The organism is Pseudomonas sp. SG20056 (genome assembly GCF_031764535.1).
Lineage (GTDB): Bacteria > Pseudomonadota > Gammaproteobacteria > Pseudomonadales > Pseudomonadaceae > Aquipseudomonas.
This window is the reverse complement of record NZ_CP134499.1, coordinates 2,339,855-2,360,541: the sequence shown is the minus strand read 5'-3', so window position 1 is coordinate 2,360,541 and position 20,687 is coordinate 2,339,855. Positions and strand designations below refer to the sequence as shown.

The window sequence follows — 20,687 nt, the reverse complement described above, 5'->3', positions numbered from 1 at the left end:
TCCATGCAGCCAAAACGCCCATCCCGTGGCGCGTACATCAGCCCAAGGGTATTGGCAGAAACCATGCCAGTAGCCGCAAACAGCCGCGTAGCCCTCTGCCACGGGCGCTGCATCGAAGTTATGTGCATACCGGCTTTGGTGCAGTGCTGCGGGTTTGTTACGGGGTGAAACGACGCCAGTCTGGAGTTAGGCCCCATATGGCAGAACTGCGGCCTGCGCGCAGGTGGCAAAAGGCCAAATTTTCAGGCGAATGAGTGCGGTCACCAACCAAAGGTTGGGGTGGCTGGGTAGGGGCGTAGTTGCGCGCCTTGACAGTGCTGCGCGGGCTTCTCTAGGATGCCGACCCATGCGCCGATTTAAACAGCTACTTGCGGGGCGCCGGGTTTACTGCTGATTGCAGTGCCCTGAGAAGCACTCTTCTGAGGCTTTGAAATTCCGCTAAAGCGCTGGTTCGGTGTCGCCTCTCACCGCTGCCCAGCGGACTCAATGAGGCGGAGACATATCGATGCACTGTCCCCAACCGCTTATTCGCTTGGCCCCGATCACGTCCGGGCTAACCCTGAACAATCCGAAAATCCTCCTTGGCGGTAGCCACCAGCCGACTCTGCTGCGCTATCTCGATGGCTGGCCTAAGCGTTGGCCGGGACCGCGGACCTTTCTGATCAGCTTTGTGCATGACGGCGAATCCCTGGCGCGTTTTGCCAGCAATCATTTCGATATGGCGGTGATCCAGGCGCCAACTGCCGCACAGCTGGATGAAACCGTGCGGCAGTTGACGCGCGTAGCCAAGCAGGGGCTGATTACCCGGCGCTGAGTGAATCCCACAATAGCTTTGGCCAAAGCCACCGCCGATCCGCTAGGCTCAAACGATATTGTCAGGGAGTGGGCTATGTTTGAATCCGCCGAGATCGGCCGCAGCATTGATAAAGAAACCTTTGAGGCCGAGGCCCCCGCGCTGCGCGAAGCACTGCTGGAAGCGCAGTATGAGCTGCAGCAGCAAGGGCGTTTTGCCGTACTTATTCTGATTAACGGCATCGAAGGTGCGGGTAAGGGCGAGACGGTCAAGCTGCTCAATGAGTGGATGGATGCGCGACTGATTCAGGTCAGTACCTTCGATCAGCAGACTGATGAAGAGCTTGCGCGCCCGCCGGCCTGGCGTTACTGGCGGCAACTGCCGCCCAAGGGGCGTATCGGCATTTTCTTCGGCAACTGGTACAGCCAAATGCTGCAGGGACGGGTGCACGGGCGGATCAAAAATGCTGTGCTCGATCAGGCCATCGATACCACCCTTGGGTTGGAGCGCATGCTCTGCGATGAGGGCACGCTGATCTTCAAGTTCTGGTTCCACCTGTCCAAACAGCAGATGAAGGCGCGGCTCAAGGCGCTGCAGGATGACCCGCTGCACAGCTGGCGTATCAGTCCATTGGACTGGCAACAGTCAAAAACCTACGACAAATTTGTACGCGTTGGCGAGCGCGTGCTGCGCCGCACCAGTCGCGATTACGCGCCCTGGTATGTGGTCGAAGGGGTTGACGAGTATTACCGCAGCCTGACGGTCGGACGCATCTTGCTCGATGGCTTGCAAGCCGCGTTGAAGGCCAAGGCGCGCCCGGTGCCTCATCCTCATGCCGCGCCGCTGACATCCAGCCTGGATGAACGTGGGCTGATCGACAGCCTGGACATGACCCAGGCGCTGGACAAGGACAGCTACAACGAGCAACTGGTGGTTGAGCAGGCGCGCTTGTCCAGCCTGATGCGCGACAAGCGCATGCGCCGCCATTCGCTGATTGCGGTGTTCGAAGGTAATGATGCAGCCGGCAAGGGCGGCGCGATTCGCCGGGTGATTGGTGCGCTTGATCCCCGCCAGTACCGCATCGTTCCAGTTGCCGCGCCGACCGAAGAAGAGCGCGCGCAGCCCTATCTGTGGCGTTTCTGGCGGCATATTCCACCGCGCGGTAAGTTCACCGTATTTGATCGCTCCTGGTATGGCCGGGTGCTGGTGGAACGGGTCGAGGGCTTCTGTAGCACCGGCGACTGGCTACGCGCCTATGGCGAGATCAATGATTTCGAGGAGCAGCTCAGCGAAGCCGGCGTAGTGCTGGTGAAGTTCTGGCTGTCGATTGATCAGCAGACCCAGTTGGAGCGCTTCAAAGCCCGCGAACAGATCCCCTTTAAACGCTTCAAGATCACCGAAGAAGACTGGCGCAACCGTGAGAAATGGCCGCTGTACCGCGATGCGGTAGGCGATATGGTCGACCGCACCAGCACGGAAATCGCCCCATGGACGTTGGTGGAAGCCAATGACAAGCGCTTTGCCCGGATCAAGGTGCTGCGCACCATCAATGAAGCGCTCGAAGCGGCGTTCAGCAAAGACTAAGGCACATGGGCAAGAGGATGGTCGCGCATACGGCTGATGAATGATCATCGCTGAGCGAGATTGTCCGGCTTTATTCTTGTTGGCAACTCAACCGAATAACAATGAGGTGCGACATGCGTGAAGTGGCGATCGTTGACAGCGTACGGACTGGTTTGGCCAAGTCCTTCCGTGGCAAGTTCAATCTGACCCGTCCAGACGACATGGCTGCTCATTGCGTCAATGCATTGTTGGCGCGCACTGGTATCGACCCAGCGCTGGTGGATGACTGCATCGTTGGTGCTGGCTCCAATGAAGGCGCTCAGGGCATGAACATTGGCCGTAACGTGGCCGTGCTGTCTGGCCTTGGCACCAACGTGGCGGGCATGACCCTCAACCGTTTCTGCTCCTCGGGCCTGCAGGCCATTGCGATTGCAGCCAACCAGGTGGCGTCGGGCTGCAGCGATGTAATCGTGGCGGGCGGCGTTGAGTCGATCACCATGACCCTGAAAAGCATGAACACGCAGAACCTGTTCAACCCGCTGCTGCAAAAAGAGGTACCGGGCATCTATTACCCGATGGGCCAGACCGCTGAGATCGTCGCCCGCCGTTACAACGTCAGCCGCGAAGCCCAGGACGCTTACGCTCTGCAGAGCCAGCAACGCACGGCGCGGGCGCAGGCCGAAGGCCTATTCGACGATGAAATCGTACCGATGCACGTCAAGTACCAGGTTGAAGACAAAGCCACCGGCGAGAAGAGCATCGTCGACGGCATCGTTGCTCACGACGACTGCAACCGTGCCGACACTACGCTGGAAAGCCTGGCCGCGCTCAAGCCGGTGTTTGCCGACGACGGTTCGGTCACCGCTGGCAACGCCTCTCAGCTCTCCGATGGCGCGTCGATGACCCTGGTGATGAGCCTGGAAAAAGCCATCGAGCTGGGTCTCAAGCCACTGGCGTTCTTCCGTGGCTTTGTTGCCGCCGGTTGTGAGCCGGACGAGATGGGCATTGGCCCGGTGTTCTCGGTGCCCAAGCTGCTCAAGGCCAAGGGCCTGAGCATTGCCGACATCGACCTGTGGGAGCTTAACGAGGCGTTTGCTTCGCAGTGCCTGTATGCCCGCGACCGTCTGGAAATCGACAACGCCAAGTACAACGTCAACGGCGGCTCGATCTCCATTGGCCATCCGTTCGGCATGACGGGTTCGCGTCAGGTCGGCCATCTGGTGCGTGAGCTTCAGCGGCGCAAGCTGCGTTACGGCATCGTCACCATGTGTGTGGGCGGCGGCATGGGCGCGACCGGGTTGTTTGAAGCCGTGCGCTGATCAGCGGCGCCATAAGCGTCAGCCAATAAAAAACCGCGACTATTCGCGGTTTTTTATTGGCTGGTGTTTGGTTTTTTAAAACGCGCGGCTCTCGATAATCTCGTTGGCCTGGATCATCCGGCGGATATAAAAAGCGATCTCGCGTTCGGCATCCGCTCGGTTGAAGTAGGGGCCTTCCAGGGTGCCCTCGCGGGTGGAGAAGAAAAACTGGCCGTTGACCGCGCTAACGCGTTCGCTGCGGTAGTGGGTGCCGGGGTTATGGTCGATATGGCGTTGGCCGAACATAGATGAACCTCCCGCAAAATGAGCTGCTGAAGTCAGTCTAAACGGCGTTTTTCTGGCTGCATTAAATAGCGATAAATGGTCGTTTTTGCCGAAATTCGGCATGTTTTCCCCGTTTTTTATATTTATTGACGCCAAAATGTCGGCTTGATGTTGTGCGGCTATCAGTACAGTTGCTGTTAATAGCCGCTCGTGGCTGTGGCTGTGCCGGTCTGTAGGCACGACCTAAAATGCTGCATTAGCGCTCCAACTTGCATCGGGCAAAGGTTGCGGTGCTGGTTGTGAGGCGTTTATGCATATTTCTTCCGGTCGCTGGCTCTATGGTCTGTTTCTCGCGCTGCTGACAGCCGTGTTGTGGGGCGTGCTGCCGATCAAACTCAAGGAAGTGCTACAGGTGATGGACCCGGTTACGGTGACCTGGTATCGCCTGCTGGTTTCCGGCTCCATCCTGTTCGCCTACTTGGCGGCCAGTAAGCGTCTGCCGGCATTCCGCCCATTGGGCAAGAAAGGCGCCTGGCTGTTGCTGCTGGCGATAGCCGGGTTGACCGCCAACTACGTGCTGTACCTGGCCGGGCTCAATCTGCTCAGCCCCGGCACGACGCAGCTGGTGATTCAGGTGGCGCCGATCCTGCTGTTGATCAGCAGCATCTTTATCTTTCGCGAGCGTTTCAGTCTCGGTCAGGGGCTGGGTTTGCTGGTGTTGCTGATTGGTTTTGCGCTGTTTTTCAATCAGCGTCTGGATGAGCTGCTGACCTCGTTGACGGCCTACACCACTGGGGTGTTGATCGTGCTACTGGCCGCTTTTGTCTGGGCTTTTTATGGTCTGGCGCAGAAACAGTTACTCACGGTGTGGAATTCGTTGCAGGTGATGATGGTGATCTACCTCGCCTGCGCTCTGCTGCTGACACCCTGGGCACATCCGCAGCAGGCGTTCGAGCTGAGCTCGCTGCAAGGCTGGCTGCTGTTTGCCTGCTGCCTGAATACCCTGGTGGCTTATGGCGCCTTTGCCGAAGCGCTGGCGCACTGGGAGGCTTCGCGGGTCAGCGCGGCATTGGCGATTACTCCGTTGGTAACCTTTGCTTCGGTGGCGCTGGCCGCCAGTTGGTGGCCTGATCATGTGCAACCTGAGCAGATCAATTGGTTGGCCTATGGCGGAGCGGTGCTGGTGGTGTTGGGGTCAGCGCTGACGGCACTTGGTCCATCGCTTCTCGCCAGCTGGAAGGCCCGTAAGAGTGGCGTAATACCTGTAGGAGCCCTGAAATGAGCCAAGATGAACTGGCGCGAGTCAACGCCAAGATACTGGCTGCCGGAGAGCAATCTTTGCCGGCGGTGCCCCTGCGCGATGGCAGCCGTGTCCAGACGGGCACGGTGGCCACCATGCTGCACAACATCGAACTGTACAACCGGGGTGAGCGCGGCGAGGTCGAGCGTGAGTTGGCGTTAGCCATTCCTGCGCTCTGCCGCATTGGTCTGTTCCAGCTGTTTTCGCCGGAGGAGTGGAGCGCCAGTGAAGACAATCCAGGCCGTCGCTATGTCGGCCTGAAAGCCCGTGAATACCTCGGCGACTAGGCTTTTACGCCCAGACTTTCCGCACGGCGCAACCAACTCTGGCGCTGTGCTTCGCTGGAGGGGCGCACGGGTGCGAACTCGGCCAGGCGGCGAGTTTTGATGCCGCTGAAACCGAGGATGGTACGAGTCATCTGCCGATGCCCGGGGGCGCCGTAAATCCAGCGGAAGTACCAGGGCGGCGTATCCATGGTCACCAGCAGGTCAGCCGTGCGCCCAGTCAGCAGCTTGTCCCAGAGTTGCGAGCGGTTGCGGTACTTGAAGGCAAAGCCGGGCAGAAAGGTGCGGTCAAAGAACCCCTTGAGCAGCGCGGGAATGCCGCCCCACCAGACCGGATAGACGAACACCAGATGTTCGGCCCAATGAATCTGCCGCTGTGCTTCCAGCAGGTCGGGTTCCAGTTGCTGGCTTTGCTCGTAGCCATCACGCAGCACTGGGTCATAGCTCATCTCGCCGAGCTTCAGCTGGCGCACCACGTGGCCCTTGCTACGAGCGCCTTGGGCATAGGCTTCACCAAGGGCATGGCAGAAGCTATTGCCCTTTGGTGTGCCGAGAATCATCAGGATACGTTTGCCATCACCTTCCAGTGGTGTTGCGCCGCTCTTTGCCGCGTCACTCATGTTGACCCGCCTCCAGCATGTTTTCAGGACGCACCCAGGCGTCGAATTGTTCATTGCTCAGGTAGCCCAACTGCAGTGCTGCTTCACGCAAGGTGGTGCCATCCTGGTAGGCCTGTTTGGCGATTTGTGCGGCTTTGTCATAGCCGATATGTGGATTCAGCGCCGTGACCAGCATCAGACCGCGTTCTAGGTGCTCGGCCATTTTCCCTGCGTCCGGTTCCAGGCCAGAGACGCAGTGTTGTTGGAAGTTATGGCAGCCATCCGCCAGCAAGCGGATCGATTGCAGCAGGTTGTGAATGATCACCGGTTTGAACACGTTGAGTTGCAGATGGCCCTGGCTTGCGGCAAAGGTAATCGTGGTGTCGTTACCCAGTACCTGGCACGCCAGCATTGACAGCGCCTCGCATTGAGTGGGGTTGACCTTGCCCGGCATGATCGAGCTGCCCGGCTCATTGGCCGGCAAACGTACCTCGGCCAAGCCTGCGCGCGGGCCGGAACCCAGCAACCGCAAGTCGTTAGCCAGTTTCATAAGGGCCACCGCCAGAGTTTTCAAGGCACCGGACAGCGCCACCAAAGGTTCATGGCCGGAGAGGGCGGCAAACTTGTTCGGCGCACTGACCAATGGCAGGCCACTTAAGGCGGCCAGTTCGGCAGCCATAGCATCGGCAAAGCCCTGCGGTGAATTCAGTCCGGTGCCGACGGCCGTACCGCCTTGGGCCAGTTCGCAGACGGCTGGCAGCGCAGCCTGGATGGCGCGTTCGGCATAACCCAGCTGCGCGACAAAGGCCGATAGCTCCTGGCCAAAGGTCATCGGTGTGGCGTCCATCATGTGTGTGCGACCGGTCTTGACCAGCCGAGCATGCCGTTCAGCCTGCTCCTGCAAGCCATCACGCAGTTCGCGCAGTGCGGGCAGAAGTTGCTGCTGCACCGCTTGCACGGCGGCGATATGCATGGCGGTGGGAAAGCTGTCGTTGGAGCTTTGTGCGCGGTTGACGTGGTCGTTGGGGTGCACCGGAGTTTTGCCACCACGGCCGTTGCCGGCCAGTTCGTTGGCGCGCCCAGCGATCACCTCGTTGACGTTCATGTTGCTTTGCGTACCGCTGCCGGTCTGCCAGACCACCAGGGGAAATTGCTCATCATGCTGGCCGGCCAAGACTTCATTGGCGGCCTGTTCAATCAGTCGGGCCAGATCTGCGGGCAATTCACCGATACGTTGATTAACCCGCGCGGCGGCTTTCTTGATCAGTGCCAGGGCATGCACCACCGGCAAGGGCATGCGCTCCTGGCCGATGGCGAAGTTGATCAGCGAGCGCTGAGTCTGTGCGCCCCAGTAAGCTTCATACGGTACGTCGATGGGGCCGAGGCTGTCGGTTTCAGTGCGGCTCATGGCGGCTCTCCTGATGGTTGCACGTGTAGCAAAGGGATTGCCAGGCCAGCAGCTGCCAGCCTGGGCGTATCTCAGCTTAGGTCGCTGTGCATCAGCAGAGGTTCAACTGCCACAGGTAACTACCAGCGGGCGCGGGTTTCACCGAGCCAGCCAAGGGCGCTATTGACGGGTACGCGCTCACCTTCCGGGCCGCGCAAAACCCCCTCGAAATGCCCGAACCACTGCTGCGTGTCAGCATAGAACGGCCCAAGCCGGCGGTAGGCCTGGTGACGCTGGCGTGGGGTGAAGGTCAGGTTGACGCTGTCATTCGTGCTGCGCAGCTGCCAGGGCGCCAGCGGGTTGTGCGGTGCCTGAGTGATGGCAATAGGGGAGTTCAGATGCTGCAGCTCGCCACCAAACCACAGGGTGTTTTCCGACAGGCCACTGTGATCCGTCCAGCCAGAGCCGAAGTTACCAGCGATGCCACCCGGCGCGGCAAAAGCCGCGCGGGTCCAGTGGCTGTTGAGCGGCCAGACGCCACGGCCGAAATCCAGCGAGGCAAAGCTTTGCCCGGTTACGCAGCTGTAATGCTGTTTGCCCAGTTGCACGCTGCCGCTGCAGGGCAGGCCAAGCTGACGACTGGTGGCGTGAAAGCTATGTGGGCCAAGTGGAGCGACCAAGTTGACCGAGTCCAGGTGGGCAGGGCGCTGAATGTCCAGGGCGACCTGCAGCGGTTGCCCGCCAATATCGGGTGCATTGATGGTGATGCGTGTGCGGCCGGTGTGTTCAGCCACGCGCAGTTGTAGGCGTGGGTGGTTGAATTCGTGGCTTGCCTGCGGCTGGTCTGGCAGGTCACAGCCACGGCCGAACAGGCGGTACTGGCTGTAGGCGACGGCTTGGCCGCTTTGCAGATCAAGGAAGTAGGCGGCGGCGTAACCCAGGTAGTCGAGGTCGGCCTGGGTGAAGGAGAGCATCCACTGCGGGGTGGTGATGCACCAATGGTTCCAGCGTTTGCGCCGACCGAAGTGCCCGGGTATGGCGCAATCGATCATGGGCCTTGGCGACCAGCCGATTGCCTGCGGGTTGAGCAGGCCGCGGCTATCGCATAGTGCGATGGCGGCAAAAGGCTCTGGGTGAGTGAAACTGTTCATCGACACGTCCATGTGTGTGCTGGCGCCTACCTTGTGGGCTCAAAGGCGCGCTGAAGCAGAAGATGGCTTATCTCGCTGAGCATGCACAGGCATTGGCCTGCTCGGCAAGTGCTGGCATTTTGGCCTTTATGCAGGCAGTGCGCCAGTGCACAGTTGTAGCGTGAGTTGATCGACGCTCTTACTGACTTGAGTGTGACCAGCGCTTGGGCACAAAATGCCGGCAATTGAGTCCAACAGCACTCATTCCCTTCCTCAGGAGTAGTACATGTCACGTTTACCTGCCTTTTGCGCTGCCTTAATACTGACGTGCGGTAGTGCTGAGGTACTCGCCGATGCCAAAAGCCACGCTGCCGATGCCGAGCGTTTCCTGTTGCTGGCTCGTGCCGACAAGCTGGCAGTACCTGTGTATGCCCAGGTGCAGCAGATGTTTGCCCAGCGTTTTGCCGAGAGTAATGCGCCGCAGAGCGACAAAGCGGTGTTGGAAACCTACCAGGCTCAGGCCAATGCGGCTCTGGAGCAGGCCGTGGGCTGGGACAAGCTCAAGCCGGATATGGTCAAGCTCTACACCAGCAACTTCGACGAGCAGGAAATGAAAGACCTGATTCGTTTCTACGAATCGCCGCTGGGCAAGAAAGTCCTGGAGAAGATGCCAACACTGACCGCACAGTCGGCGCAGCTGACCCAGGGCAAGCTGGAAACCGCGGTACCCAAGGTCAACCAGCTGTTGGCGGAAATGACCACCAAGCTGACTCCAAAGAAGCCCTGAGTGACAGTCCCTATGCCGAAGATCGATTTGTTGCAGGCCGCTCTGGCAAGCCTGCAGCCCCAGCAGCTCGATGTGCTGGATGAAAGCCACATGCACAGCCGGGGTCTGGAAACCCATTACAAGGCGGTGATCGTCAGCGAGCAGTTTGCTGGCCTGAATGCGGTTAAACGCCATCAGAAAGTCTACGCCGCCGTAGGTGAACTGATGGGGCAGATCCATGCCCTGGCGCTGCACACCTATACACCCGATGAGTGGTCACAGCAGGGCGTGGCTCCGGCTTCGCCGACCTGCAAGGGCGGCCACTGAGAACCTGCTTACGATCTCGCGAGCTAGAGCCCCGTAAGGCAAAAGCAGGCGAGGACTTGCAGTGTACGAGTTGTACATGAGCATCCGAACCTGCTTTTAACGCAGCAGGGCCGACGCGCAGCAGATCGTAAACAGGTTCTGAGGCAATTCGCCTCTACACGGCGCTTCTCAAGGGCAGTAAACTGCGCACCCCGCCGGCCTAGCGCCGGCGGTTTTGTTTGTGACCAGCCATCCATGGCGGCCACCCTGCGAGGCCGTCGCGGAGCGACGTCAAAAATTGCTCCCGGCAATTTTTTGTGGTCCACCAGCCTGGCAAAGCCGCTGCTGGTCACGTTTGTATCCCGGTCCGCCCTTTACGTGGGCGACTACTGAAGGACATGCATATGACTGACAAGATCGTTGTCGCCGCGCTGTATAAGTTCGTTTCCCTGCCTGACTTCCATGACCTACGTGAGCCGCTGCTGCAATGCATGCTGGATAACGCGGTAAAAGGCACCTTGCTGCTGGCCGAAGAGGGCATCAATGGCACTGTCTCCGGTTCGCGTGCCGGTATCGATGGCCTGATGGCCTGGTTTGACCAGGATCCGCGCCTGGCTGATATCGACCACAAGGAATCCTACTGCGACGAGCAACCGTTCTACCGCACCAAGGTCAAGCTGAAGAAGGAAATCGTCACCCTGGGCGTACCCGGCGTCGATCCGAACCAGAAGGTCGGCACCTACGTTGAGCCCAAGGACTGGAACGCGCTGATCTCAGACCCCGAAGTGCTGCTGATCGATACGCGCAACGACTACGAAGTGTCGATTGGCACCTTTGAAGGTGCGGTAGACCCGAAAACCAAGTCGTTCCGTGAGTTTCCCGATTACATCAAAGCGCACTTCGACCCGGCAAAACACAAGAAGGTCGCGATGTTTTGCACTGGCGGCATCCGCTGCGAGAAGGCTTCCAGCTATATGCTCGGTGAGGGTTTTGAGGAGGTGTTCCACCTCAAGGGCGGCATCCTCAAGTACCTCGAAGAAGTGCCGCAGGAAGAGACCAAGTGGCAGGGCGACTGCTTCGTTTTCGATAACCGGGTTACTGTGCGTCACGACCTCAGCGAAGGCGATTACGACCAGTGCCACGCCTGCCGCACGCCGGTGTCGGTGGAAGATCGTCAGTCCGAGTTCTACACCCCTGGCGTCAGCTGTCCGCATTGCTGGGATTCGCTGCCAGAGAAAACCCGCGCCGGCGCCCGCGAGCGTCAACGGCAGATTGAATTGGCTAAAGAGCGCAATCAGCCGCACCCACTGGGCTACAACCCCCGACAAAACCGCGAGGCTTAAGCATGCACGCACGCTTGCTCTATGTGATGGACCCGATGTGTTCATGGTGCTGGGGTTTTGCCCCGGTGCTGGAGTCCCTCGCCGAGCAGGCCGCTGCCGCAGGTGTGGGGCTGGAATTGGTCTTGGGCGGCTTGCGCCGTGATGGTGTGGCCATTGATGCCGCCGCCCGCGTGCGCTACCTGGGCTATTGGCAAGCTGTGAATGCCAGCACCGGGCAGCTGTTCAACTTTAATGCCGGTTTGCCTGAGGGTTTGGTCTATGACACTGAGCCGGCCTGCCGCGCTTTGGTGACTGCACGCAACCTGGCGCCCGAGCTGGTCTGGCCGCTGGCCCGACTGATTCAGCGGGCGTTCTACACCGAAGGTGTGGATGTCACCCGCGCCAGTGTGCTGGTGGAGTTGGCCGAGCGCGCCGGGATTCCGCGCATCGTGTTTGCCGAAGCTTTCGACAGCGCCGCACAACGCGCTGCCACCGCCGCCGACTTCAGCTGGACCCAGGATCTGGGCATTGCCGGCTTTCCCACGCTGCTCGCTGAACGCAACGGCCAACTGGCGCTGCTGACCAACGGCTATCAGCCTCTGGATGTGCTGCAGCCCTTGCTGGCGCGCTGGCTGGAGCGGGTTGCTCATGCCTGATCGTTTAAGTTGGGCGGAAGTTCGTCGGCTGGCCCTGCAGCACAAGAAGGCGTTGATCTGGGCCAACCTGGTTGCCGTGCTGGCCACTCTATGTAGCGTGCCGATCCCGCTGTTGCTGCCGCTGTTGGTCGACGAAGTGCTGCTCAACGACGGTGACGCCGCGCTCAAGGTCATGGACAACTTCCTGCCAGCGCACTGGGAAACCGCCGCCGGCTATATCGGCCTGATGCTGGTGCTGACCCTGTTTCTGCGCGGCGGTGCGCTGATCTTCAACGTACTGCAGGCGCGGTTGTTTGCCCGCTTGTCGAAAGACATCGTCTACCGGATCCGCATTCGCCTGATCGAACGGCTCAAGCGGATTTCCCTTGGCGAATATGAAAGCCTCGGCGGCGGCACTGTGACCACGCACCTGGTTACCGACCTTGATACCCTGGATAAGTTTGTCGGCGAGACCCTCAGCCGCTTTCTGGTGGCCATGCTCAGCCTGGCAGGCACCTCGGCGATCCTGATCTGGATGCACTGGCAGCTGGCGTTGCTGATCTTGTTATTCAATCCGCTGGTGATCTACGCGACGGTGCAGCTAGGCAAGCGGGTCAAACACCTGAAGAAGCTGGAGAACGACAGTACCTCGCGCTTTACCCAGGCGCTGACCGAAACCCTCGAAGCGATTCAGGAAATCCGCGCCGGCAACCGCCAGGGCTTTTTCCTAGGTCGCCTCGGTGGTCGTGCCAAGGAAGTGCGCGACTACGCCGTGGCCTCGCAGTGGAAGACCGACGCCTCGAATCGTGCCAGCGGTCTGCTGTTCCAGTTTGGTATCGACGTGTTCCGCGCTGCGGCGATGCTCACCGTACTGTTCTCTGACCTGTCGATCGGCCAGATGCTCGCGGTGTTCAGTTACCTGTGGTTTATGATCGGCCCGGTCGAGCAGTTGCTCAGCCTGCAATATGCCTTCTACGCCGCCGGCGGCGCTTTGAGCCGGATCAACGAGTTGCTGGCGCGCAAGGACGAGCCGCAGTATCCCGGCCGCGCCGACCCGTTCAAGGGCCGCGACACCGTGGGCATCGAAGTCAGTGGGCTGACCTTTGCCTATAACGACGAACCGGTGCTTAACCAGCTTAATTTGAGCATCGCCCCAGGCGAGAAGGTCGCCATCGTCGGCGCCAGCGGCGGCGGCAAGAGCACCCTGGTGCAGCTTCTGCTCGGGCTGTATACGCCGCAGGCTGGGACTATCCGTTTTGGTGGCAGCAGCCAGGAAGAGATTGGCCTGGAAGGCGTGCGTGAACACGTCGCGGTGGTGTTGCAGCATCCGGCGTTGTTCAACGACACGGTGCGCGCCAACCTGTGTATGGGCCGGGAACGAGGGGACGACGCCTGCTGGCGCGCCTTGGAGATTGCTCAGCTGGCCGACACCATTCACGGCCTGCCGCAAGGCCTGGACAGCATTGTCGGCCGTTCCGGTGTGCGCCTCTCCGGTGGCCAGCGTCAGCGCTTGGCGATAGCCCGTATGGTGCTGGCCGAGCCGAAAGTGGTGATTCTGGATGAGGCCACCTCGGCCCTGGACGCCGCTACCGAATACGCCCTGCACCAGGCGCTCAATCAGTTTCTGCATGGCCGCACCACGCTGATCATCGCTCACCGCCTGAGTGCGGTTAAGCAGGCCGATCGGGTGTTGGTATTCGACGGCGGCAGCATCGCCGAAGACGGCGGCCACCAGCAGTTGATTGCCGAAGGTGGGCTCTACGCCAAGCTCTACGGCCATCTGCAGCACTAGCAAAGCATTAAACGCATCGTTATTTCGCGGGCATGGGCCGCTTCTGCCAGCGTAGGAGCGGCCCATGCCCGCGATTTGTTGTGGGTTTCAATCGGGCCTGAACCCCTGCGGCCTCGCACCTGGCAGTTAAATCGACCGCTTTGTAAATTTATCGTTACGCATGGTGGGTGCTTTCGGTCAGGATTCCCGCTGTTTCTCTAGCTGTATTAAAAAATTGCCGAAAGCCTTGGCCAAGCTTGGGGTAGGGCGCTCTGGGCCGGCTTGTTAGCGGGCCTGCGCTCGGTTGTTATGAGGTCAATCCCGCTGATGCAGCGGTTGATCAAAACAACAACGAGGAGGCGCAATGAACGCCGTGAACAAGATCGAGCAGCACAACCCCATCGGTACCGACGGCTTCGAGTTCGTCGAATACACCGCACCGACCCCCGAAGGCATCCAGCAGCTGCGTGAGCTGTTCACCGCCATGGGCTTTACCGAAACCGCCAAGCACCGCTCGAAAGAGGTCTGGCTGTTCCAGCAGAACGACATCAACTTCGTGCTGAACGGCAGCCCTACTGGGCACGTGCGCGAGTTCGGTCTGAAGCACGGCCCGAGTGCCTGCGCCATGGCCTTCCGCGTGCAAAACGCCGCCCAGGCCGCCGCCTATGTGGAGTCTCAGGGCGCCAAGCTAGTGGGCAGCCACGCCAATTTCGGCGAGCTGAATATTCCCTGTGTGGAAGGCATCGGTGGTTCGCTGCTGTATTTGGTCGACCGTTACGGCGACAAAAGCATCTACGACGTCGACTTCGAGTACATCGAAGGCCGCGCGCCGAACGACAACGCGGTCTGCCTGAAAGAGCTGGACCACCTGACCCATAACGTCAAACGCGGGCAGATGGACGTGTGGTCGGGCTTCTACGAGCGCATCGCCAACTTCCGTGAGATCCGCTACTTCGATATCGAAGGCAAGCTTACCGGTTTGCTGTCGCGGGCGATGACCGCGCCGTGCGGCAAGATTCGCATCCCGATCAATGAGTCGGCTGACGACAAGTCGCAGATCGAGGAATTTATCCGCGAGTACCAGGGCGAGGGCATCCAGCATATTGCCCTGAGCACCGAGGACATCTACGCCACCGTGCGCCAGCTGCGCGCCAATGGTGTGCAATTCATGGTCACCCCCGGCACCTATTACGACAAGGTCGACACCCGCGTTGCCGGGCACGGCGAACCGACAGATGTGCTGCGCGAGCTGAGCATCCTGATCGACGGCGCGCCGGGCGATGACGGCATCCTGCTGCAGATTTTCACCAATACGGTGATTGGCCCGATCTTCTTCGAGATCATCCAGCGCAAGGGTAACCAGGGCTTTGGCGAGGGCAACTTCAAGGCGCTGTTCGAGTCGATTGAAGAAGACCAGATCAAGCGCGGCGTGATCTCCGAGGAGTGATGCCATGAGCCGGCAATGGATCAGTTTCCCTTTGCGTGAAGGCGAGTGCTCGCGTCAGGCGCACTGCGACTTTCCTGAAGGCACCTATGAGCGCGAGATGGGCCGCGAGGGCTTTTTCGGCCCCACGGCGCACCTGCACCACAAGCATCCGCCGACTGGCTGGATCGACTGGCAGGGGCCGCTACGCCCGCATGCGTTCAACTTCAACGATATTTCCAGCGAGCGTGATTGCCCGCTGGCCGCACCGCTGACCCTGCATAACAGCGATGTGAAGCTGCGCGTGTGGAAAACCCACGGCGCCATGCGCCATCTGGTGCGCAATGCCGATGGCGATGACCTGTTGTTTATCCATGAAGGGGCAGGGCACTTCTACTGCGATTTCGGCCACCTAAGCTACCGCGACGGCGATTACCTGCTGATCCCGCGCGGCACCGCCTGGCGCATAGAGGCCAGCGAGCCGACCTTTATGTTGCTGATCGAGAGCACCGACGGTGCCTATCAGCTACCGGACAAGGGCTTGCTCGGCCCGCAGGCAATCTTCGATCCGGCGGTGCTCGATCATCCGCGCATCGATGACGCTTTCAAGGCCCAGCAGGACGAGAACACCTGGCAGATTCGCATCAAGCGCCGTGGTCAGGTCAGCACTGTGACTTATCCGTACAACCCGCTGGATGTGGTCGGCTGGCATGGCGACAACACCGTGGTGCGGCTGAACTGGCGCGATATCCGCCCGCTGATGAGCCACCGTTATCACCTGCCGCCGTCGGCGCACACCACCTTCGTCGCCAATGGTTTTGTGATCTGCACCTTTACTCCGCGCCCAGTGGAAAGCGACCCCGGCGCGCTGAAGGTGCCGTTCTATCACAACAACGACGACTACGACGAAGTGCTGTTCTACCACCGTGGCAACTTCTTCAGCCGCGACAATATCGAGCAGGGCATGGTCACCCTGCACCCCTGCGGCTTCCCCCACGGCCCGCACCCCAAAGCACTGAAAAAGGCGCAGACCGATCCGGCGACCTTTATCGATGAAGTGGCGGTGATGATCGATACCCGCCGCGCCCTGGAAGTCGGCGAAGCCGCCGCCGGTGTGGATGTTCCCGAATATGTGAATTCCTGGCGTGCGCCGGGCAAGGAATCCTGATGAAACTCGCATCACTGAAGCAAGGCCGCGACGGTGTACTCGTCGTGGTGTCCCGCGATCTAAGCCGCGCCACCGAAGTCCCGGCGATTGCCGTTACCCTGCAAGCCGCGCTGGATAACTGGGCGGTGAGCAAGCCCAAGCTGGAAGCGGTGTATCAGCGTCTGAACGATGGTCTGGAAGAGGGCGCGTTTGCCTTCGATCAGGCGGCCTGCCACAGCCCGTTGCCGCGTGCCTATCACTGGGCCGATGGCAGCGCCTACGTCAATCACGTGGAGCTGGTGCGCAAGGCGCGCGGCGCCGAAATCCCGGAAAGCTTCTGGCATGACCCACTAATGTACCAAGGTGGTGCCGACTGCTTTATCCCGCCGCATAGCCCGATTCAGATGGCTGACGAAGCCTGGGGGATCGACCTGGAAGCCGAGATTGCGGTGATCACCGATGACGTGCCGATGGGCGCGACCGCTGCCGAGGCTGCCGGGCATATCCAGTTGCTGATGCTGGTCAACGATGTATCGCTGCGAAACCTGATCCCCGGCGAGCTTGCCAAGGGCTTTGGCTTCTACCAGAGCAAACCGTCATCGAGCTTCTCGCCGGTGGCGATTACCCCGGATGAGCTGGGTGATACCTGGCGCGATGGCAAGGTGCATCGGCCGCTGGTGTCGCATATCAATGGCGCGCTGTTCGGTCAGCCGGATGCCGGCGTTGACATGACCTTCAACTTCCCAACGCTGGTGGCTCACGCCGCCAAGACCCGCCCGCTGGGCAGCGGCACCATCATCGGTTCCGGCACCGTGTCGAACTACGACCGCAGCGCGGGTTCCTCCTGCCTGGCCGAGAAGCGCATGCTGGAAGTCATCGAGAGTGGCGAGGCGAAAACCCCGTTCCTCAAGTTCGGTGACCGCGTGCGCATCGAGATGTTCGATGCCGCCGGCCATAGCCTGTTCGGCGCTATCGACCAGGCGGTAGAGCGTTATGAGCACTGAGTTGACGCTCTACGGTTACTGGCGCTCCAGCGCCGCCTACCGGGTGCGCATCGCGTTGAACCTCAAGGGCCTGGCCTACCAGCAAGTGCCGGTGCACCTAGTCAAGGATGGCGGCCAGCAGCATTCGGCCGAGTACCAGGCGCTGAATCCGCAAGAGCTGCTGCCGTTGCTGGTGGATCAGGGCAACGGCGGGGGGCGGATTGCCCAGTCGCTGGCGATTCTTGAATACCTGGATGAGATGTTCCCGACGCCGGCGCTGCTGCCCAGTGATGCGGCGCAGCGCGCCCAGGTGCGTGCCTTGGCCCTGCATATCGCCTGCGATCTGCACCCGCTGAACAACCTGCGGGTGCTGCAGTACCTGACCGGTGAGCTGGGCGTTGGCGAAAATGCCAAGGACCTTTGGTATCGCCATTGGCTGCACAAGGGCCTGGCGGCGGTCGAGGCGGGGCTGGCGGTGTTCAATGATCGCCTGTCGCTCGGCGAGCGGCCGGGATATCTGGAAGCCTGTCTGGTTCCACAGCTGTATAATGCGCGCCGTTTTAACTGTGACCTTGATGCGTACCCGCGCATCCTCGCCATGGCGGCGCGTTGTGAATCCCTGGAAGCCTTTAAACAGGCGGCGCCGGAGGTGCAACCCGACGCTCAGTGATCCCAGCCGGCTTCGCCGCCGCTAGGGTCAGGCGAATCCGGCTCGATAAAAGCCTTGCCACTCCGCCGCGCCACAAGCGCTGCGGGTTCTATTTCGTCACAGATAAAAACAAACAGGTGACGCATGACCCGTGAAAAACCGAAGAACCTCTGGCTCTCGCGCTGGGGCTTTATTCTTGCTGCAACCGGCTCCGCTGTGGGCCTGGGCAATATCTGGAAATTCCCCTACATCACCGGCGAATACGGCGGCGGCGCGTTTGTGCTGATGTACCTGGCCTGCATCCTGGCCATTGGTATTCCGGTGATGATGACCGAGATCGCCATTGGCCGACGCGGTCGTGGCAGCCCCATTGATGCGATCGGTCGGGTGGTCAAGGAAAACAACGGCAACCCGCTGTGGAAGGCGGTCGGCGGCATGGCCATGCTGGCCGGCTTTATGATCCTGTGTTTCTACGTGGTGGTGGCCGGTTGGGCCTTTGCCTACACGGTGAAAATGCTCGACGGCTCGCTCGCTGCCACCAGTGTCGAGGCGCTCGGCGGGGTGTTCGAAGCACATAACGCCAACCCCTGGCAGCTCGGCGGCTGGAGCGTGCTGGTGGCGCTGCTGACCCTGTGGATCGTCGCCAAGGGCGTGCAGAAGGGCATCGAGAATGCCGTACGCTGGATGATGCCGGGCCTGGCCTTGATGCTGCTGATTCTGGTGGGCTACGCCTTTACCAGTGGCGGCTTCAGTGCTGGCTTCGATTTCCTGTTTACCTTCGATGCCTCGAAAATCACTGGTGAAGCTCTGCTGGCCGCTCTGGGCCATGCGTTCTTCACCCTGAGCCTGGCCTCCGGGGCGATTCTCACCTACGGCTCCTACCTGCCGGACGGCCAGTCGGTGGCGCGTACCACCTTTGTTGTGGCCATCTGCGACACCTGCGTGGCGCTGCTGACGGGTCTGGCGATTTTCCCGATCATCTTCGCCAACGGCATGAGCCCGAGCGCCGGGCCGGGGTTGATCTTTATGAGCCTGCCGCTGGCCTTCCAGCAGATGCCGTTCGGTACTGCGTTCGGCGTGCTGTTCTTCGCCATGGTGTCGATTGCCGCGCTGACTTCGGCGATTTCCATGATCGAAGCCACGGTGGCCTACCTGAATGAGAAGTACGCCATCAGCCGCTTCAAGGCCGCAGCCACTTCCGGTGTGGTACTGCTGGTGATCAGTCTGCTGGCGATGCTCTCGTTCAACCTGCTGGCCGGTTGGACGCCGCTGGGCAAGAACTTCTTCGACTGGCTGGATTACCTGACTTCACGCTGGATGATGCCGCTGGGCGGGATCTTTATGGTGTTGCTGGCCGGTTACGCCCTGCGCAGCGAGATCATGCGGGATGAGCTGGGCCTGCCGCCTCTGGGCTATACGCTGTGGCTGTTTATGGTGCGCTACGTCAGCCCGGTGCTGATCATGGTGGTGTTCCTGCATGCCCTGGGCTGGCTGATGTTTGACCCGATTGCCCAGTGGTACTGGATTGCCGGGGCTATCGGCCTGCTCGCGGTACTGGGTGAAGTGCTGCGGCCACGGGTGGTGCCGGTACTTGCCGGGCGGTAATCACGCCAAGCTGAGCCGTAGTAGAAAAGGGCGCACTGGCAAAAGCCGTGCGCCCTTTTTCTTACTTACAGATTGGTCCGCCATAACCTTGGCGCGGGCTTTTTGGCGATAACTCGCCATTCCCAATAAAGGATCAGCGGAAACCTGCCGATAAACCGCATTATCTGCCGCATTCGATTTTTGGCTTTGCTTCGTTGAGTAACCGCCAGCGCCTCTAGCTTGGGCCTTGGCATTTTTACCTGGGCTGCGAGTAGGCCTCTGGCGCAAGGGTTGCAATAAAGCGGGGCTAAACTGCCATCAGTTGTTCATGTGCTTGCCTGGGCCGCCATCATGCCGCCTCGCTGCGCTCGATAATAAAAACGGAGTTGTTGTTATGTCCTCTTCTGCCGCGCGTCTGTTCGCCGATCTGTCTGTCGGAAAAAAGCTTATGTGTGGCTTCGGCCTGGTGCTGTTACTCACAGTTGCCGTTACCGGCAGTGGCTTTCTGGCGGTGCAAGCCGTGTTGGATGGGCATGCCAGTACCAGTGGCTTGTCGGCAATCGACGCTCAGGTTCTGCAGGCGCGCCGTGCCGAGCGTGACTTTGCTCTGCGGCAGACCAGCGAAGCAGCCGCTCAGGTGCATGAGCAACTGGACCGGGTCGGCGCGACACTTGCCCAGCAGCTGGAGGCCGCTTCCGGCGCCGATCAGGTGCGACTGAAAAGCATGCAGCAGGCCATCGACGACTATCGCCGGCAGTTCGACAGCTTTGTCGAGCAGCAGAACAATGCCCGCGCGGCACGCACGCAGATGCGTGAGGCGGCCGGCGAAGCGCGTGATCAGTTCGATGTGATCGAGCTGGATATGTACGACGCGGTACGTGAGCTGCGCCTGGAAGGTGACAAGCTGCGTGGCAGCGACCCGCTGACTCTTGCGGAAACCGCCTCGGGCCTGAGCAAACGTATGCTCGATCTGCGCGGCCATGAGAGCCAGTACATTATTGATGGCTCGGCCGAAGCGCTGGAAGAGTGGACCTATATCAATGACGACCTGCAAACCGTCGCACGCAGCCTGATGGTCTGGCTGGATGACGATCAGAAAGGCGCCATTGAAACCGCCTTGAAGGCGTTGACCCTCTATCAGCAGGCATTCACTAATTACCAACAGGTACGCGGGCAGAGCCAGCAGAGCGAAGTGGCCATGGTTGAACGTGCCCAGGCCGTGCTGGCCTTGGTGGATGAAGCCAAGGTTCAGCAGGAGCAGGCCATGGCCGCTGATAGTCGCCAGGCCATGCTGTTGCTCGGCGCGATGGGCGTTGCGGCGGTGATTATTGGCATGCTGGCGGCGCTGATTATCTCCCGCTTGATTGTTGCGCCCTTGCAGCAGACCGTGGTGTTTGCTCAGCGCATTGCTGCCGGCGATCTGACCCACGATCTGCCACAGGATCGTCGTGACGAACCAGGT

19 protein-coding genes and 1 pseudogene are annotated in these 20,687 nt (G+C 60.4%); 16 read left to right on the top strand and 4 right to left on the bottom strand.

Annotated features, from left to right (window positions below):
• Positions 1 to 505 precede the first annotated feature (505 nt).
• The 3 genes from RHP75_RS11295 to RHP75_RS11285 all read left to right on the top strand — a co-directional run bounded on the left by RHP75_RS11295 (position 506) and on the right by RHP75_RS11285 (position 3,675).
• The gene (locus RHP75_RS11295) at positions 506 to 814 is read left to right on the top strand and encodes a class I SAM-dependent methyltransferase (RefSeq protein WP_311088273.1); all 309 of its coding nucleotides are present in this window, start codon (positions 506 to 508) and stop codon (positions 812 to 814) included.
• 75 nt (positions 815 to 889) lie between these two features.
• On the top strand, positions 890 to 2,377 hold the full coding sequence (pap, locus tag RHP75_RS11290; protein ID WP_311088272.1) for a polyphosphate:AMP phosphotransferase: 1,488 nt from the start codon (positions 890 to 892) through the stop codon (positions 2,375 to 2,377).
• A gap of 113 nt (positions 2,378 to 2,490) precedes the next feature.
• Positions 2,491 to 3,675: a thiolase family protein gene (locus RHP75_RS11285; protein ID WP_311088271.1), complete on the top strand. Its 1,185-nt coding sequence runs from the start codon at positions 2,491 to 2,493 to the stop codon at positions 3,673 to 3,675.
• A 75-nt stretch (positions 3,676 to 3,750) separates the two neighbouring features.
• Here RHP75_RS11285 and RHP75_RS11280 read toward each other — a convergent pair whose 3' ends face one another.
• A complete protein-coding gene (locus tag RHP75_RS11280; protein ID WP_311088270.1) occupies positions 3,751 to 3,960 on the bottom strand; it encodes a DUF6316 family protein in 210 nt (69 codons plus the stop codon).
• A 289-nt stretch (positions 3,961 to 4,249) separates the two neighbouring features.
• Between RHP75_RS11280 and RHP75_RS11275 the strand changes: the two genes are divergently transcribed.
• Entirely contained in the window at positions 4,250 to 5,221 is a 972-nt protein-coding gene (locus RHP75_RS11275; RefSeq protein WP_311088269.1) for a DMT family transporter, read from the top strand.
• Complete coding sequence (locus RHP75_RS11270) at positions 5,218 to 5,526, top strand: hypothetical protein (RefSeq protein ID WP_311088268.1); 309 nt, start codon at positions 5,218 to 5,220, stop codon at positions 5,524 to 5,526. Before RHP75_RS11275 ends, RHP75_RS11270 begins: the two co-directional genes overlap by 4 nt.
• Here the strand turns inward: RHP75_RS11270 and RHP75_RS11265 are convergent.
• From RHP75_RS11265 to RHP75_RS11255, 3 genes are all read right to left on the bottom strand, one after another.
• The gene (locus RHP75_RS11265) at positions 5,523 to 6,143 is read right to left on the bottom strand and encodes an NAD(P)H-dependent oxidoreductase (RefSeq protein ID WP_311088267.1); all 621 of its coding nucleotides are present in this window, start codon (positions 6,141 to 6,143) and stop codon (positions 5,523 to 5,525) included. The two genes, RHP75_RS11270 and RHP75_RS11265, sit on opposite strands and share 4 nt — an antisense overlap.
• Positions 6,136 to 7,530, bottom strand: a complete 1,395-nt coding sequence (locus RHP75_RS11260; protein ID WP_311088266.1) for a class II fumarate hydratase — start codon at positions 7,528 to 7,530, stop codon at positions 6,136 to 6,138. Before RHP75_RS11260 ends, RHP75_RS11265 begins: the two co-directional genes overlap by 8 nt.
• 119 nt (positions 7,531 to 7,649) lie before the next feature.
• Entirely contained in the window at positions 7,650 to 8,660 is a 1,011-nt protein-coding gene (locus tag RHP75_RS11255; RefSeq protein ID WP_311088265.1) for a DUF2804 domain-containing protein, read from the bottom strand.
• Between the two features lie 265 nt (positions 8,661 to 8,925).
• Between RHP75_RS11255 and RHP75_RS11250 the strand changes: the two genes are divergently transcribed.
• The 11 genes and pseudogenes from RHP75_RS11250 to RHP75_RS21290 form a co-directional block, all read left to right on the top strand.
• The gene (locus RHP75_RS11250; RefSeq protein ID WP_311088264.1) at positions 8,926 to 9,426 is read left to right on the top strand and encodes a DUF2059 domain-containing protein; all 501 of its coding nucleotides are present in this window, start codon (positions 8,926 to 8,928) and stop codon (positions 9,424 to 9,426) included.
• A gap of 12 nt (positions 9,427 to 9,438) precedes the next feature.
• Entirely contained in the window at positions 9,439 to 9,732 is a 294-nt protein-coding gene (locus RHP75_RS11245; RefSeq protein WP_311088263.1) for a BolA family protein, read from the top strand.
• A 383-nt stretch (positions 9,733 to 10,115) separates the two neighbouring features.
• Positions 10,116 to 11,054, top strand: a complete 939-nt coding sequence (locus RHP75_RS11240) for a rhodanese-related sulfurtransferase (RefSeq protein WP_311088262.1) — start codon at positions 10,116 to 10,118, stop codon at positions 11,052 to 11,054.
• 2 nt (positions 11,055 to 11,056) lie between these two features.
• Positions 11,057 to 11,689 (top strand): DsbA family protein, encoded by a 633-nt coding sequence (locus RHP75_RS11235; protein ID WP_311088261.1) that lies wholly within the window; start codon positions 11,057 to 11,059, stop codon positions 11,687 to 11,689.
• Positions 11,682 to 13,460 (top strand): ABC transporter ATP-binding protein, encoded by a 1,779-nt coding sequence (locus RHP75_RS11230; RefSeq protein WP_311088260.1) that lies wholly within the window; start codon positions 11,682 to 11,684, stop codon positions 13,458 to 13,460. The genes RHP75_RS11235 and RHP75_RS11230 overlap by 8 nt, the downstream gene beginning before the upstream one ends.
• A gap of 343 nt (positions 13,461 to 13,803) precedes the next feature.
• On the top strand, positions 13,804 to 14,886 hold the full coding sequence (gene hppD / locus RHP75_RS11225; protein ID WP_311088259.1) for a 4-hydroxyphenylpyruvate dioxygenase: 1,083 nt from the start codon (positions 13,804 to 13,806) through the stop codon (positions 14,884 to 14,886).
• 4 nt (positions 14,887 to 14,890) lie between these two features.
• On the top strand, positions 14,891 to 16,030 hold the full coding sequence (locus RHP75_RS11220) for a homogentisate 1,2-dioxygenase (protein WP_311088258.1): 1,140 nt from the start codon (positions 14,891 to 14,893) through the stop codon (positions 16,028 to 16,030).
• Positions 16,030 to 17,013 carry a fumarylacetoacetate hydrolase family protein gene (locus tag RHP75_RS11215; protein ID WP_311088257.1) on the top strand — a complete coding sequence of 328 codons (984 nt, stop codon included), beginning with the start codon at positions 16,030 to 16,032 and terminating at the stop codon, positions 17,011 to 17,013. The genes RHP75_RS11220 and RHP75_RS11215 overlap by 1 nt, the downstream gene beginning before the upstream one ends.
• Positions 17,003 to 17,662 (top strand): maleylacetoacetate isomerase, encoded by a 660-nt coding sequence (maiA, locus tag RHP75_RS11210; protein ID WP_311088256.1) that lies wholly within the window; start codon positions 17,003 to 17,005, stop codon positions 17,660 to 17,662. The genes RHP75_RS11215 and maiA overlap by 11 nt, the downstream gene beginning before the upstream one ends.
• A 123-nt stretch (positions 17,663 to 17,785) precedes the next feature.
• Entirely contained in the window at positions 17,786 to 19,246 is a 1,461-nt protein-coding gene (locus RHP75_RS11205) for a sodium-dependent transporter (protein WP_311088255.1), read from the top strand.
• A 307-nt stretch (positions 19,247 to 19,553) separates the two neighbouring features.
• Positions 19,554 to 20,669: pseudogene (locus tag RHP75_RS21290) on the top strand (methyl-accepting chemotaxis protein); the annotation flags it as partial.
• Positions 20,670 to 20,687: the final 18 nt, after the last annotated feature.